Source organism: Streptomyces sp. NPDC052109 (assembly GCF_040680195.1).
In the GTDB taxonomy this organism is placed as follows: Bacteria; Actinomycetota; Actinomycetes; order Streptomycetales; family Streptomycetaceae; genus Streptomyces.
Genome location: NZ_JBFAWF010000025.1, coordinates 20,415 through 34,936 on the forward strand (window position 1 = coordinate 20,415; position 14,522 = coordinate 34,936).

At 70.6% G+C, this 14,522-nt stretch carries 13 protein-coding genes and 1 pseudogene; 5 read left to right on the forward strand and 9 right to left on the reverse strand.

Annotated elements, in window-relative coordinates; genetic code table 11:
- Window positions 1-75 precede the first annotated feature (75 nt).
- From AB0L59_RS34860 to AB0L59_RS34885, 6 genes and pseudogenes are all read right to left on the reverse strand, one after another.
- Window positions 76-978, reverse strand: a complete 903-nt coding sequence (locus tag AB0L59_RS34860; RefSeq protein WP_365590675.1) for an LLM class flavin-dependent oxidoreductase — start codon at window positions 976-978, stop codon at window positions 76-78.
- 42 nt (window positions 979-1,020) lie between these two features.
- Window positions 1,021-1,491, reverse strand: a complete 471-nt coding sequence (locus tag AB0L59_RS34865; RefSeq protein WP_365590676.1) for a hypothetical protein — start codon at window positions 1,489-1,491, stop codon at window positions 1,021-1,023.
- A gap of 22 nt (window positions 1,492-1,513) precedes the next feature.
- A complete protein-coding gene (locus AB0L59_RS34870) occupies window positions 1,514-2,074 on the reverse strand; it encodes an RNA 2'-phosphotransferase (RefSeq protein ID WP_365590677.1) in 561 nt (186 codons plus the stop codon).
- A gap of 120 nt (window positions 2,075-2,194) precedes the next feature.
- Window positions 2,195-3,109: pseudogene (locus AB0L59_RS34875) on the reverse strand (MerR family transcriptional regulator); the annotation flags it as partial.
- Between the two features lie 397 nt (window positions 3,110-3,506).
- The gene (locus tag AB0L59_RS34880; protein ID WP_365590678.1) at window positions 3,507-5,261 is read right to left on the reverse strand and encodes an SDR family oxidoreductase; all 1,755 of its coding nucleotides are present in this window, start codon (window positions 5,259-5,261) and stop codon (window positions 3,507-3,509) included.
- A gap of 32 nt (window positions 5,262-5,293) precedes the next feature.
- The gene (locus AB0L59_RS34885) at window positions 5,294-6,136 is read right to left on the reverse strand and encodes a M24 family metallopeptidase (protein ID WP_365590679.1); all 843 of its coding nucleotides are present in this window, start codon (window positions 6,134-6,136) and stop codon (window positions 5,294-5,296) included.
- Window positions 6,137-6,401: 265 nt separating this feature from the next.
- Between AB0L59_RS34885 and AB0L59_RS34890 the strand changes: the two genes are divergently transcribed.
- The 5 genes from AB0L59_RS34890 to AB0L59_RS34910 all read left to right on the forward strand — a co-directional run bounded on the left by AB0L59_RS34890 (window position 6,402) and on the right by AB0L59_RS34910 (window position 10,254).
- Window positions 6,402-7,382 (forward strand): ABC transporter ATP-binding protein, encoded by a 981-nt coding sequence (locus AB0L59_RS34890; protein WP_365590767.1) that lies wholly within the window; start codon window positions 6,402-6,404, stop codon window positions 7,380-7,382.
- Window positions 7,372-8,289: an ABC transporter permease gene (locus tag AB0L59_RS34895; RefSeq protein ID WP_365590680.1), complete on the forward strand. Its 918-nt coding sequence runs from the start codon at window positions 7,372-7,374 to the stop codon at window positions 8,287-8,289. The genes AB0L59_RS34890 and AB0L59_RS34895 overlap by 11 nt, the downstream gene beginning before the upstream one ends.
- Window positions 8,286-9,197, forward strand: coding sequence for an ABC transporter ATP-binding protein (locus AB0L59_RS34900; RefSeq protein WP_365590681.1), 912 nt, complete (start codon window positions 8,286-8,288; stop codon window positions 9,195-9,197). Before AB0L59_RS34895 ends, AB0L59_RS34900 begins: the two co-directional genes overlap by 4 nt.
- A 10-nt stretch (window positions 9,198-9,207) precedes the next feature.
- Window positions 9,208-9,927, forward strand: a complete 720-nt coding sequence (locus AB0L59_RS34905) for an ABC transporter permease (RefSeq protein ID WP_365590682.1) — start codon at window positions 9,208-9,210, stop codon at window positions 9,925-9,927.
- A gap of 78 nt (window positions 9,928-10,005) precedes the next feature.
- Window positions 10,006-10,254 (forward strand): hypothetical protein, encoded by a 249-nt coding sequence (locus tag AB0L59_RS34910; protein ID WP_365590683.1) that lies wholly within the window; start codon window positions 10,006-10,008, stop codon window positions 10,252-10,254.
- 548 nt (window positions 10,255-10,802) lie between these two features.
- On the opposite strand, the gene AB0L59_RS34915 is transcribed toward AB0L59_RS34910, so the two are convergent.
- The 3 genes from AB0L59_RS34915 to pheA form a co-directional block, all read right to left on the reverse strand.
- Complete coding sequence (locus AB0L59_RS34915; protein WP_365590684.1) at window positions 10,803-11,603, reverse strand: HAD family hydrolase; 801 nt, start codon at window positions 11,601-11,603, stop codon at window positions 10,803-10,805.
- Entirely contained in the window at window positions 11,600-12,877 is a 1,278-nt protein-coding gene (gene serS, locus AB0L59_RS34920; protein WP_365590685.1) for a serine--tRNA ligase, read from the reverse strand. The genes AB0L59_RS34915 and serS overlap by 4 nt, the downstream gene beginning before the upstream one ends.
- Window positions 12,878-13,450: 573 nt before the next feature.
- Window positions 13,451-14,383 (reverse strand): prephenate dehydratase, encoded by a 933-nt coding sequence (pheA, locus tag AB0L59_RS34925; RefSeq protein ID WP_365590686.1) that lies wholly within the window; start codon window positions 14,381-14,383, stop codon window positions 13,451-13,453.
- Window positions 14,384-14,522: the final 139 nt, after the last annotated feature.

Below are 14,522 nucleotides of genomic sequence, written 5' to 3' on the forward strand. Positions count from 1 at the left end.
CCGCCGCGGCCCCGGTCAGCCCGCCGCGGCCCCGGTCAGCCCGCCGCGGCCCCGGTCAGCCCCGCGGCAGCCGTGTCAGCCCAGCTGGGCGGCGGCCTCCATGGCGATCTGCTCGAAGACCTTCTCGTCCGCGGCGAAGTCGGAGTCCGGGATGGGCCAGTGGATCACGATCTCGGTGAAGCCCAGCTCCTGGTGCCGGCCGGCGAAGTCCACGAAGGCGTCCAGGGACCGAAGCGGCCGGGCGCGGTCCGGGGTGAAGCCCGTGAGCAGGACCTTGTCCAGGCCGGCCACGTCCCGCCCGGCGTCCGCGCATGCCTCGGCCAGCTTGGCGACCTGCCCGCGCAGGGCCTCGACGGACTGTTCCGGAGTGCCGGTCTCGTACAGTTTCGGGTCGCCCGTGGTCACCCATGCCTGGCCGTGCCGGGCGGCCAGCCTGAGGCCACGCGGGCCGGTGGCCGCCACCGCGAACGGCAACCGGGGCCGCTGCACACAGCCCGGAATGTTCCGGGCCTCGTGTGCCGAGTAGAAGCGGCCCTCGGACGACACCGCGTCCTCGGTCAGCAGCCGGTCCAGCAGCGGAACGAACTCCGCCAACCGGTCGGCGCGCTCGCGCGGGCTCCAGGGCTCCTGGCCGAGCGCGGTGGCGTCGAAGCCGGTGCCGCCGGCGCCGATGCCGAGGGTGATCCGGCCGCCGGAGATGTCGTCGAGGGAGATGAGCTCCTTGGCGAGGGTCACCGGGTGCCGGAAGTTCGGCGAGGTCACCAGCGTGCCGAGGCGCAGCCGCTCGGTGGCGGCAGCGGCGGCGGTCAGCGTCGGGACCGCGCCGAACCACGGGCCGTCGCGGAAACTGCGCCAGGACAGGTGGTCGTACGTGTACGCGGTGTGGAAGCCGAGCTGTTCGGCCCGCACCCAGGCCGAACGGCCGCCCTCGCTCCAGCGGCGGTACGGCAGGATCACGGTGCTCAGACGCAGACTCATGCGTCCGAGAGTAAGCGGACCCACTGACGACCGACCAAACGGTCACTGTACGCGGCTGCTCAGCCACGGACTGAGCAGGGCCATCGGGACGTACTCCTTGTGCGTGCGGTCGCCGGGCAGCGGGACGACCAGGCGGTAGCCGGGTGGGAAGCGGCGCGCCTTCACGTGGGCGAGGCCCTCGAAGACGGAGCGGAGGAAGGCCGGTACGTCGTCGCGGAGGATGTCCGGGCACTCGATGCCCTCGACGGTGATCAGCGCGTCGTCCTCCGGGTAGAGGCGCACGCTCACCCGGGGTACGCCGCCGAACTCGACGTACGCCTCGTGCGGCAGGGAGCCGCCGGGGTCGGTGGTCACGCCGATGCCCGCGGCGCTGCGGCGGGAGGTCTGGTCGGCGCCGATGTCGTGGGTCACCTCGATCTCGAGCGCGTAGCGGGCGGCGAGGGCGCGCAGCGCTGTCACGGCGGCCTCGGTGGTCGGCAAGTGCTCGTTCGCGTGGTCCATGCCACCGATCATGACCGCTGCCGGGCGCCCGGTGTCAGCGGCGACCGGGGAACCACAGGTAACGCGGCGGTACGGTCTGGGTCAGCCACACGCCGTTCGCGCTGACACGGAAGACGTGGCCGTCGCGGTGCATGGAGCCGGCGCCGACAGTGAGCACCACGGGGCGGCCGCGGCGGGCCCCGACGCGGGTGGCGGTCTCGCGGTCGGCGGAGAGGTGGACGTCGTGCCGGTTCATGGGCCTCAGGCCCTCCGCCCGGATCGCGTCCAGGTGGCGGGCGACGGTCCCGTGGTAGAGGTACGGCGGCGGGGTCGCCGGGGGGAGGCCGAGATCGATCTCGATGCTGTGGCCCTGGCTGGCGCGGATCCGGTCACCCTCGATCGCGAAGCGCTGTTTGTCGTTGGCGGCCACCACGTGGTCCAGTTCCTCACGCGTGAACCGGAAGCCGTGGGCGGCGGCCGCGGCGATCAGCGTGTCGATCTCCACCCAGCCGCCCGGGTCCAAGGTGAGCCCGATGCGTTCCGGCTGGTGGCGCAGGTGTTTCGAGAGGTACTTGGACACCGTCACGGTGCGTCTCTCTTCGTTCCGTTCGTTCATGCGTCCAGGGTGCGGGAGAGATGTGGATCACGCAGGTTTTTTTCTCGGCAGGTTTGATCCACAACCAACTGTGGTTATCCACAGGGAAATTGGCGAACCTGTGGACAAGTGAGGTCCTGATCAAGGTGATTCGTGAACTTCGGGACCGGGACAGGAGACTGAGGTGAGCTGGTCCAAGGCGCGTGTCCTGGCCATGCGTTGGGTCGCGAGGTTGATGAGATCGGAAACGTGCCCAGGTCCAACAAGGCGTTCCACAGCGGAGATCGTTTCCGCGGGAAGTGTGGCAGAACGATCGACGGGTAGCTCCTGTGGCGGCTTCTCGGCGCCCAGATGTGTGCGCAGGTGCCGAGTCGCCAACGAGCCCATCACAGGGGCCGGTTAGGCGTCCGTCGTCTGCCCGGCCACGGGTCGCAGACGGCACACGAGTGACGCCGCTCTGTCGCGTGGGCGTCCGTACGCGCTCGGGGTCTTCCAGACAGCGGGCGAAGACATACTCGGTGGTGAACTCCGGGAAGTGGACGGCGATGTGCTCGACCCGTCTCCTCAACTCCCGCAGACGACCGGAGATCGCGGGCAGTGTCACTCCGGCGGTGTGCAACTCGACGCCTGCGGAAGGCTCTTGGGGGCTCCGTACGAGAAACGTGTCGGCCTCGCCCTCGATCCGCTCCAGCACGCCGAGTCCGACCGCCTCGGTCACGGCGTCGTCGTCAGGTGCCGTCGAAGCGGGCGGCCGGTTCGGCGCGGGTGACTCGGTCGGGGCGCTCGCCCGTCCACGGCCTCTCCACCTCGGTGACCAGACCGAGGACGCCGCCCAGGCGCGGCCGGTGTCCCAGGCGTCCGCAATTCCTTGATCGAGGCCAGGGTGTAGCCACGGTCGAGGAGGTGAGCGATCTGGTGGAGCCGCGTGACGTGCGCCTCGGAGCAGAGGTTCGCGCGGCCCTGGCGTTCGGGGCGGGGGAGGAGGCCGCGGTCCTGGTTGGCGCGGATGGTTCTCACGGTGGTGCGGGTTTCGTGGGCCAGGTCTTCGACGTGGTAGGTCTTCTGGGCCGGGGGGCCCTCATGTTCGGGTCCCTTGGCCGGTGACCGGCGGTGGGGCCGGGCCGGGCACGGCTGGGACGCTTGCCCGCGGCGGCGGGTGCCACTGCGCCCGCCCGTGCCGCCGCGGCGGCCCGACGGCCCGCGGTTGTGCGGGTGTGATGGCCGCTGCCGGGTGGACGCCTCCCCCGCAGCACCACGGCCCGCAGCGGCGGTGCCCGCAAGCCGCCAGGACCGCAGCACGCTGAGGGGCACCGGGAACTGTGCGACCAGCGCACCACGCACCCGCATCCGGCCACGCACCGCGAGCCCTGCGGCGCGTACCGCAAGTCCTACGGCATCCACCGCGAGCTCCGAGGCGTGTACCGCGAGCCCTGCGGCACGCGCCAGGCCGGCCTCAGACCTTCGGTTCCACTCGCGCCAAACCCCGCAACGCCCCCGGCAGGAAACGTGACAGCAGGTGGGCGCCCCTGGCCTCCGGAGTCACCGGTACCACCGCCCTGTTGCGGACCACCGCGTCCAGGACGGCCTCGGCCACCTTCTCCGGTGGGTAGTTGCGCAGTCCGTACAGGCGGGCCGCGCTCTTCCGGCGGCGGCGCTCCTCCGCCTCGTCCACGCCGGTGAAGCGGGCCGTGGCGGTGATGTTCGTGTTGACGATGCCGGGACATATCGCGCTGACCCCGATGCCCTGTCCGGCCAGTTCGGCGCGCAGGCACTCGGAGAGCATCAGGACCGCCGCCTTCGAGGTGCTGTAGGCAGGCAGGGCCCGGGAGGGCTGGAAGGCGGCCGCCGAGGCGGTGTTGACGATGTGGCCGCCCTGGCCCCGCTCGGCCATCCGTGCGCCGAAGAGCCGGCAACCGTGGATCACGCCCCACAGGTTGACGTCCAGGACCCTGCGCCAGTCCTCGGTCGTGGTGGCGAAGAAGGAGCCCGACAGGCCGATGCCCGCGTTGTTGACCAGCACGTCCAGCACGCCGTACTCGCGGTGCACCTTCTCGGCGAGCTTCTCCATCGCCTGCTCGTCGGAGACGTCGGCCGTCTCCGCCCAGGCCTCGGGTGCGCCGATCAGCCGGGACAGCTCGGCGGTGCGGGCGGCGGCCTCGGCGTCGCGGTCGACGGCCACCACGCGCGCGCCGGCCTCCGCGAACGCGAACGCCGTGGCCCGCCCGATGCCGCTGCCGGCCCCGGTGATCAGTGCCAACTGCCCGCCGAACCGGTCGGCGTGGCGGCCGGTGGCCTTCGGCTCGGGACGGCCGCCGTCCACGGACATGATGAATTCCTCGATCCAGGAGACGAGTTGATCGGGCCGGGTGCGTGGGACCCAGTGCTTGGCCGGGAGCGTGCGGCGGGTCAGCCGGGGCACCCACTGATCGAGGTCGTCGTAGAGTCGCTCCGAGAGGAACGCGTCCCCCTGGGGCGTGATGAGCTGCACGGGAGCGTGCGCGTACGCGTCGGGGCGTGGCCGGGTCAGCCGGGCGCGAACGTTGTCCCGGTACAGCCAGGCGCCGTGCGCCGCGTCGGAGGGCAGGGAAGAGGTCGGGTAGTCACCGCCGGGGACCTTCTCGACCCGCTCCAGGATCCTCGGCCAGCGCCTGCCGAGCGGGCCGCGCCAGGCCAACTCCGGCAGGAGCGGGGCGTGCAGCAGATACACGTACCAGGACTTGGCGCCCTGGCCGAGGAGCTGACCCACCCGGCGGGGCGTCGGACGCTTCACGCGCGCGTTGATCCAGTGCCCGAAGTGGTCCAGGGACGGCCCGGAGATCGAGGTGAAGGAGGCGATACGGCCCTCCGTGCGGCCCACCGTGACGAACTCCCAGGACTGCACCGAGCCCCAGTCGTGTCCGACCAGGTGCACCGGGTGGTCCGGGCTGACCGCGTCCACGACGGCCAGGAAGTCGTCGGTGAGCTTGGGCAGGGTGAAGCCGCCGCGCAGCGGCCTGGGCGCCGTCGAGCGGCCGTGGCCCCGCACGTCGTACAGGACCACGTGGAAGCGGTCGGCGAGGCGGACGGCGACCTCCGACCACACCTCCTTGCTGTCCGGGTAGCCGTGCACCAGCACCACCGTCGGCTGCTCCGGATCGCCCAGCTCGGCCACACACAGCTCGACTCCGCCGGTCGCCACGCGGCGCTCCCGCGCACCCTTCAGCGTCACGTCCGCCGTCACTCCTCCCGACACGCCCGCCGTCACTTCTCCTCCGCCCAGCGCCGCACGTGCGGCAGAGCGTCGTCCAGCCAGAACGCGCTCTGTTCGGGGTCCTTCGAGTCGGTGACCACGAGGATCTCCTCGAACTTCGCGCCCGTACCTCTGAAGCCGAGGTGTGGTTCGACCGCCCACAGGCCCGGCTGCGGCGGGTGGTCGGAGAAGCGGTACGGGGACCACAGGGGCGACCAGCCCTCGCGGTGGCCGTGCAGCGCGTCGGCGGCCAGGCCCTTCAGCGACTGCGTACCGAACCCGAACAGGTGGGGGGAGAAGCGGTGCTGCTTCACGCGGTCCACCTTGTGGGCGATCACACCGAACGGGTACGCGCGATGCCGGTTGGCGTAGCCCTGGCGGACCATGAGCCGGTCCACGTCCCCGTAGATCTCGCGCAGCGGCCGGCGCTCGCGCACCTCGCGCAGGATCAGCTCCCGGTGTGCCTCCAGGTCGGCCATCAGCCGGTCCTGCACCGGGTTGAGGCCGAGCGAGCCGGAGTAGCCGATGTCCGCCGTGTATCCCTCGTACACCGGCGCCATGTCCAGGATGAACGGCATCCCGGGCTCGAGTGCGCGGTCGGTGGGGAAGAACTGCAGCGGGACGCGGAAGTTCACGAACGCCGTGCGGTCGCCGAACCAGGCGAAGGGCAGATGGAACCAGTCCCGCACCCCGCGCTCGCGCAGCCACTCCCGCTGCATCCGCGCCGCCTCGCGCTCGGTGACGCCCGGCTCCAGCCGCGCCGCGACCGCCTCCGCGCACTCGTAGGCGAGGCGCTGCACCCGCCTGAACCCCCGCAACTCCACGGGGAGTTCGCTGCTCACTGCCGTCGTCATGCCGCCCCGTCCCGTCGTGGCGTGGGTCCGTCCCGCCGACCCGCCGACTCGTCTGTGGACCGCCGTACTCGTCCGTAACTTGACACTGGTGAATGTGACAGTTGTTAGAGTCGGCGTCAATAGGCGGGCCTGCAGGCTGGGGACAACTCGGGGTGCCCCTGGCAGGGCGTCCCTTAGGGCCCCGTAATACCTGGGTCTGACGCGAAGACGGCTCTGAGGTCTGACGACCGGCGTGGCCCGGGTCACTACCGTCGATGGCGTGACTGTGATCGCGACCGAAAGCCTGAGCAAGCGGTTCCCCCGGGTGACCGCGCTCGACCGGCTGTCCGTGGACATCGGGCCCGGTGTGACCGGACTCGTCGGAGCCAACGGCGCCGGCAAGTCCACCCTGATCAAGATCCTGCTGGGTCTGTCTCCCGCCACCGAGGGCCGCGCCGAGGTGCTCGGCCTCGACGTCGCCACCGACGGCGGTGCCATCCGCGAGCGCGTCGGCTACATGCCGGAGCACGACTGCCTGCCGCCGGACGTCTCGGCCACCGAGTTCGTCGTCCACATGGCACGCATGTCCGGCCTGCCGCCCACCGCCGCCCGTGAGCGCACCGCGGACACCCTGCGCCACGTCGGTCTGTACGAGGAGCGCTACCGCCCCATCGGCGGCTACTCGACCGGCATGAAGCAGCGGGTGAAACTCGCCCAGGCGCTGGTGCACGACCCGCGGCTGGTGTTCCTGGACGAGCCGACCAACGGCCTCGACCCGGTCGGCCGGGACGAGATGCTCGGCCTGATCCGCCGCATCCACACCGAGTTCGGCATCTCGGTGCTGGTCACCTCGCACCTGCTGGGCGAACTGGAGCGCACCTGCGACCACGTCGTCGTCATCGACGGTGGCAAGCTCCTGCGCTCCAGCTCGACCACCGACTTCACCCAGGCCACGGCCACCCTCGCGATCGAGGTCACCGACAGCGACGCGCACCCCGACGGCACCCGCGCGGTCCGCGACGCGCTCCACGCGCGCGGGGTGGACACCCACAACGACGGCGGCGGCCTGCCCGGTGCCGGACACATCCTGCTGCTCACCGCCCAGGGCGAGGAGACGTACGACCTGATCCGGGACGTCGTCGCCGGCCTCGGCCTCGGCCTGGTGCGCATGGAGCAGCGCCGGCACCACATCTCCGAGGTGTTCACCAGCGACGCCGAACACACCGGCGACGAGCAGCGGAAGGAGGCCGTCGGCCATGGCGGTTGAGCACCCCGTGCAGCCCCTGACCTCGCCCAGGGGCGACCAGACCCGCATCCACGACATCGGCTACCGCGGCTACGACGGCCCGCGCCTCGGCCGGGCCTACGCCCGCCGATCCCTGTACGCGCAGTCCCTGCGCGGCGCCTACGGGCTCGGCCGCTCGGCCAAGTCCAAGGTGCTGCCGATGCTGCTGTTCGCCGTGATGTGCGTGCCCGCGGCCATCATGGTGGCCGTCGTGGTCTTCACCAAGGGGCATGACCTGCCGGTGACCTACACCCGCTACGCGATCATGCTGCAGGCCGTGATCAGCCTGTACGTCGCCTCGCAGGCACCCCAGGCGGTCTCCCGCGACCTGCGCTTCAAGACGGTCCCGCTGTACTTCTCGCGGCCCATCGAGACCGCCGACTACGTACGGGCCAAGTTCGCGGCCCTCGCCTCGGCGATCTTCATCCTGACCGCCGCTCCCCTGGTCGTGATGTACGTGGGCGCGCTGCTGTCCAAGCTGGGCTTCGCCCACCAGACGAAGGAATTCGCCGAGGGACTGGTCTCCGTGGCCCTGCTCTCCCTGCTCTTCGCCGGCATCGGCCTGGTCATCGCCGCCGTCACCCCGCGCCGGGGCTTCGGCATCGCGGCCGTGATCGCCGTCATGACCATCTCCTACGGCGCGGTGTCCACGCTCCAGGCCATCGCCGACGTGCAGAACCACTCCGGCGCCATCCCCTGGATCGGCCTGTTCTCCCCCGTCACGCTCATCGACGGTGTCCAGTCGGCCTTCCTCGGCGCGACCGCCCGCAACCCCGGGGCGATCGACCCCTCGACCGGGCAGGGTGCGGTCTACGTCGTGGTCGTGCTCGCCCTGATCGCCGGCAGCTACGGCCTGCTGGTGCGCCGCTACAAGAAGGTGGGACTGTGACCACGCTCAGCATCGACCACGTCTCCCGCTGGTTCGGCAACGTGGTCGCCGTCAACGACATCACCATGACCATCGGCCCCGGCGTCACCGGCCTGCTCGGCCCCAACGGCGCCGGAAAGTCCACCCTGATCAACATGATGGGCGGCTTCCTCGCCCCCTCCACCGGCACCGTCACCCTCGACGGACAGCCGGTGTGGCGCAACGAGCAGATCTACCGGCACATCGGCATCGTCCCCGAGCGGGAGGCGATGTACGACTTCCTCACCGGCCGCGAGTTCGTCGTCGCCAACGCCGAACTGCACGGCCTCGGCGCCAAGGCGGCCCGACGCGCCCTCGCCACGGTCGAGATGGAGTACGCGCAGGACCGGCGGATCGCCACGTACTCCAAGGGCATGCGACAGCGTGTGAAGATGGCGAGCGCGCTGGTCCACGACCCGTCGCTGCTCCTGCTGGACGAGCCGTTCAACGGCATGGACCCCCGGCAGCGCATGCAACTGATGGACCTGCTGCGGAAGATGGGCGACGAGGGCCGCACGGTGTTGTTCTCCTCGCACATCCTCGAAGAGGTCGAACAACTCGCGCGGCACATCGAGGTCGTCGTCGCGGGCAGGCACGCGGCCAGCGGCGACTTCCGCAGGATCCGCCGGCTGATGACCGACCGCCCGCACCGCTATCTGATCCGCTCCAGCGACGACCGCGCCCTCGCCGCCGCGCTGATCGCCGACCCCTCGACGGCCGGCATCGAGGTCGACCACGCCGAGGGCGCGCTGCGCATCCAGGCCGTCGACTTCGGCCGCTTCACCACCCTGCTGCCCAAGGTCGCCCGGGACCACGGCATCCGGCTGCTCACGGTCTCGCCTTCCGACGAGTCCCTGGAGTCCGTCTTCTCGTATCTGGTCGCGGCGTAGGAGGCCGAAGATGTACGACCCCACCGTCGCCCGACTCACCTACCGGGCCCTGCTCGGCCGTCGCCGTGCCCTCATCCTCGGCGCCCTGCCGCTGCTGCTGATCGTGATCTCCGTGGCCGTGCGGGCCTTGACCGGACCCGACGATCAGACCGCCGCCAATGTCCTCGGCGGCTTCGCGCTCGCCACGATGGTGCCGATCATCGGCGTTATCGCGGGCACGGGCGCGATCGGCCCGGAGATCGACGACGGCTCCGTCGTCTACCTGCTGTCCAAGCCGCTGAAGCGGCCGACGATCATCTTCACCAAGCTGATCGTCGCCATTGCCGTGACCATGGTCTTCTCGGCGGTGCCGACCCTGATCGCGGGGCTGATCCTCAACGGCAACGGCCAGCAGGTCGCCGTCGCCTACACGGTCGCCGCGCTGGTCTCCTCCATCGCCTACTCGGCGTTGTTCCTGCTGCTCGGCACGGTCTCCCGGCACGCGGTGGTCTTCGGGCTCGTCTACGCGCTGGTCTGGGAGGCGCTGTTCGGCTCGCTGGTGCCCGGTGCGCGCACGCTCAGCGTCCAGCAGTGGTCGCTGGCCGTCGCCCACAAGATCGCCGGCGGCGACCTGGTGACCTCGGACGTGAGCCTGCCGACGGCCACCGTGCTGCTGGTGGTGGTCACCGCGCTGGCCACCTGGTACGCCGGGCAGAAGCTGCGGACGCTGAAGCTGGCCGGAGAGGAGTAGGCGGCCGCGGCCTTGACAGGGGCTTCACGCGGGTCCGGGCAGACTGGGCAAAGCGGATGTACGGCTAGGAGGCCGGTCATGGCAGAGGAGATGCCGCGAAACGACGGGCGTGGGCGGTCCGAGGGATCCGAGGACATCTGGGACGAGTTGGTCCTGGACGAGGACTTCATACGGTGTGCCCAGACCTCCGAGCCGTCGGCCCGGGCCCGGATGCTTGCCGCCCGCTGGCGGGCGGAGGCGCCCGAGCCGCAGCCCTGGCGCTCGGACGAGCCGCCGGCGGGTTGGTTCTTCAGCAAGGCGCGCAGGCGCAGGTGGCGTCGCCGGTAATTCAGTGGCGGCCGAATCGGCGGCAGGTGCACAGTGGTTGTGCCCCATCCGCCGGGATCGTCCCGGTGCCATGATCTGGGAGAGGAGCAGGGCGATGCCCATGCACGGCAGTACGCCCGGCTCCCGACAGGGCAGCCCGAGGCCGGCTCCGGTGTAGTTACTCCACCGTGAAGCCCAAGGGGCAGCCCGGGGCGGCCGCTTCGAGCACGCGATGTCGCTCTCGCGTGGGCCGCCTTCCCTGTGGCCCTCTTGTCGCAAGGGGGCACCTTGAGCTGGGGCGGCCGGGTGAGTCGCGCGACGCGGCGCCATGAGCTGCCGCTGCGCTCACCCGTGCCGCCCCAGCGGCACGACTGCCCGCCGGCGGCGGCCCTGTGAAGATGCCGGTACCGCACCCCCCACGGGCGCGGGGAACTGCGCGACCAGCCACGACGCGCGCGCCTTCGGCGACGGACGTGCCTTCGGCGCCGAACGCGCCCTCGGCGACGGATCACAGCCCCAACGGCGAGACCGGCACCTAACCCGCACCCAACTCGCAGCTGACCCAGCAGCTAACCCAGCAGCCTCTCCAGTACCAGCGCGATTCCGTCCTCCTCGTTGGAGGACGTCACCTCGTCCGCCACCGAGCGGAGCTCCGCGTGGGCGTTGGCCATGGCCACACCCCGGGCCGCCCAGGCGAACATCGGGATGTCGTTCGGCATGTCGCCGAAGGCGATCGTGTCCGCGGCCTTGAGGCCGAGACGGCGGGCGGCGAGAGACAGACCCGTGGCCTTGGACAGGCCCAGCGGGAGAAGCTCCACGATGCCCGCGCCCGCCATGGCGATCGTGACGAAGCCGCCGGCCGCCTGCCGGGCCGCTTCCGCGAGATCGTCGTCGGACAGCGTCGGATGCTGTATGAAGATCTTGTTGAGGGGGGCCGCCCACAGATCGGATACGTCCGTGAACGGCATCGCCGGGAGAGTCCCGGTGACCGCGTATCCCGGGCCCACCAGCACCTCGCCGTCGAGGCCGTCCCGGCTGGCCGCCAGGTACAGCGGGCCCACCTCGGCCTCGATCTTGGCCAGGGCGACCCCGGCCAGCTGCCGGTCCAGGGTCACGGACGTCAGCAGGCGGTGCGCCCCGGCGTCGTAGACCTGCGCGCCCTGGCCGCAGACGGCCAGGCCGTCGTAGCCGAGGTCGTCCAGGATGTGCCGGGTCCACGGGACCGCGCGGCCGGTGACGACGATATGGGCCGCGCCCGCCTCGGTGGCCGCGGCGAGCGCGTCACGGGTGCGCCGGGAGACCGATTCGTCGGAGCGCAGGAGCGTTCCGTCGAGGTCGGTGGCGATCAGCCGGTAGGGGAAGCCGGTCACCTGGCGACCGGCTCCAGGACCTCCCGGCCGCCCAGGTACGGGCGCAGCACCTCGGGGACCCGGACCGAGCCGTCGGCCTGCTGGTGGTTCTCCAGGATCGCCACGATCGTGCGCGGCACGGCGCACAGCGTGCCGTTGAGGGTGGCGAGCGGCTTGACCTGCTTGCCGTCGCGGACCCGGATGGACAGGCGCCGGGACTGGAACTCGGTGCAGTCCGAGGTCGAGGTCAGCTCGCGGTACTTGCCCTGGGTCGGGATCCACGCCTCGCAGTCGTACTTGCGGGCGGCCGAGGCGCCGAGGTCACCGGAGGCGACGTCGATGACGCGGAACGGCAGCTCCAGCGAGGTCAGCCACTGCTTCTCCCACTCCAGCAGCCGCTGGTGCTCGGCCTGGGAGTCCTCGGGCGCGACGTACGTGAACATCTCGACCTTGTCGAACTGGTGCACACGGAAGATGCCCCGCGTGTCCTTGCCGTGCGAGCCGGCCTCGCGGCGGAAGCAGGGCGAGAAGCCGGCGTACCGCAGCGGCAGCTTGTCGGCGTCGAGGATCTCGTCCATGTGGTAGGCCGCCAGCGGGACCTCGGAGGTGCCGACGAGGTACAGGTCGTCCTTGTCGAGGTGGTAGACGTCCTGCGCGGCCTGGCCGAGGAAGCCGGTGCCCGCCATGGACTGGGGGCGCACCAGCGCCGGGGTGAGCATGGGAGTGAAACCGGCGGCCGTGGCCTGCGCCATCGCCGCGTTCACCAGGGCCAGTTCCAGCAGCGCGCCGACGCCGGTGAGGAAGTAGAAGCGGGAGCCGGAGACCTTGGCGCCGCGCTCGACGTCGATGGCGCCGAGCAGCTGGCCGAGCTCCAGGTGGTCCTTGGGCTCGAAGCCCTCGGCACCGAAGTCGCGGATCGTGCCGTGGGTCTCCAGCGTGACGAAGTCCTCCTCGCCGCCGACGGGGACGTCGGGGTGGACGAGGTTGCCGAGCTGGAGCAGCAGCTCCTGGGTCTCGGCGTCCGCCGCGTCGCGCTCGGCGTCGGCGGCCTTGACGTCGGCGGCGAGCTGGCTCGCCCGCTTCAGCAGCTCGGCCTTCTCGTCGCCGGTTGCCTTGGGGATCAGCTTGCCGAGCTGCTTCTGCTCGGCACGCAGCTCGTCGAAGCGGACGCCGGAGGACCTGCGCCGCTCGTCGGCAGACAGGAGAGAGTCGACGAGCGCGACGTCCTCTCCACGGGCGCGCTGGGACGCGCGCACACGGTCGGGGTCCTCACGGAGCAGGCGAAGGTCAATCACGAGGCCAAGGCTACCGGTGCGGGCTTGCCGCTCACGAATCCCTATTCCGAGGACTTCTGATTTGCCACTGTTCGCCCGCTTACGTTCTGTTATGTGCGAAATGCGGAACGTGTCAGATCGCGTCAAGGAAAAGTGTCTCACTCCCTGGGACGGGGCACGCCCTGGGCGTCGGGTTGACCGGATTCCCTTGTGGAGAACGGGACTTAGCGGCCCCGCTGTCCACAGAAATCCACACCCTCCGAAAAGTTATCCACAGGCTGTGTGGAAGATCTGTGGACTTCGGAATTGATCACTCCGGAAGTTGCCGCCGGACTGAGGAATTCCCCGTTCAAACAGGGGCGACACCCGCTTTCGGGTGGAAAAAGGTCGCTCCAAAAGATGAACCAAAGGAAACGAGTGGACGAAGGGTGACCTGCCGGGCGGTGGCCGCATCAGGGGCTTGTAGGGCGATTTGTCGACTGGGTCACACGTCTCTGTCGACTTGTCCCCAGGTCGAGAAGCGGACCTGTGGATAACTTCTGTGGATAACGAAGATGTGCAGGTAGTACTGGCCGGAAGCAGGCTACAGCCGCCTCAGAACCGGCCGTCCTGACAGCGTGCCACCCAGTCCGCCGCCGCCATGAACTCCTCGTCCGAGGTCCCCGCCCGGGCCACCGGAGCCTCGTCGGGCGTGATGTCCGCGCGCGGATAGGAGCCGAGGAACCGCACCTGGAGGCAGATCCGCTTCAGGCCCGTCAGCGCCTCCACCATCCGCCGGTCGGAGATATGGCCCTCGGCGTCGATGCAGAAGCAGTAGTTGCCGATGCCGGCGCCGGTCGGCCGAGACTGCAGCAGCATGAGGTTGATGCCGCGCGAGGCGAACTCGCCGAGCAGGTCGCGCAGGCCACCGGGGTGGTCGTCCCGCTGCCACAGCACCACCGAGGTCTTGTCGGCACCCGTCGGTGCGGCGGGCCGGGCCGGCCGGCCGACCAGCACGAACCGGGTCTGCGCGTTCTCCGCGTCGTGGATCCCGGTCTCCAGGGCCTCGAGGCCGTACCGGGCGGCGGCGAACTCGCCCGCGAAGGCGGCGTCGTAGCGGCCCTCCTGGACCAGGCGTGCGGCGTCCGCGTTGGAGGCGGCCGACTCCCAGTGCGCGTCGGGGAGGTGCTTGCGCATCCAGTTGCGCACCTGCGGCTGGGCCGCCGGGTGGGCGGAGACCGTCTTGATGTCCGTGAGCGCCGTGCCCGGCCGGACCAGCAGCGCGAAGGTGATCGAGAGCAGCACCTCGCGGTAGATCATCAGCGGTTCGCCCGCGACCAGTTCGTCCAGGGTGGTGGTGATGCCCCCCTCGACGGAGTTCTCGATCGGCACGAACGCCGCCTCGGCCTCGCCGGTCCGCACCGCGTCCAGTGCGGACTGCACCGACACATACGGGACCAGCTCCCGGGTGGCCGTTTCCGGGAGCGTCCGCAGGGCGACTTCGGTGAAGGTGCCCTCGGGGCCGAGATACGCATAGCTCGCTGGCATGTCCTCACCCTAATGGGGCCAAGGCGAGCCGTCCTCTCTGTCTCACGACAGCCACTCGACCGGGTGGTTTGGTTCCGGAAAGCCCAGCAGAACCGGTAAACCCCATGACCCCGTCGCGCTCCCGGGGCCCCGCGGCACG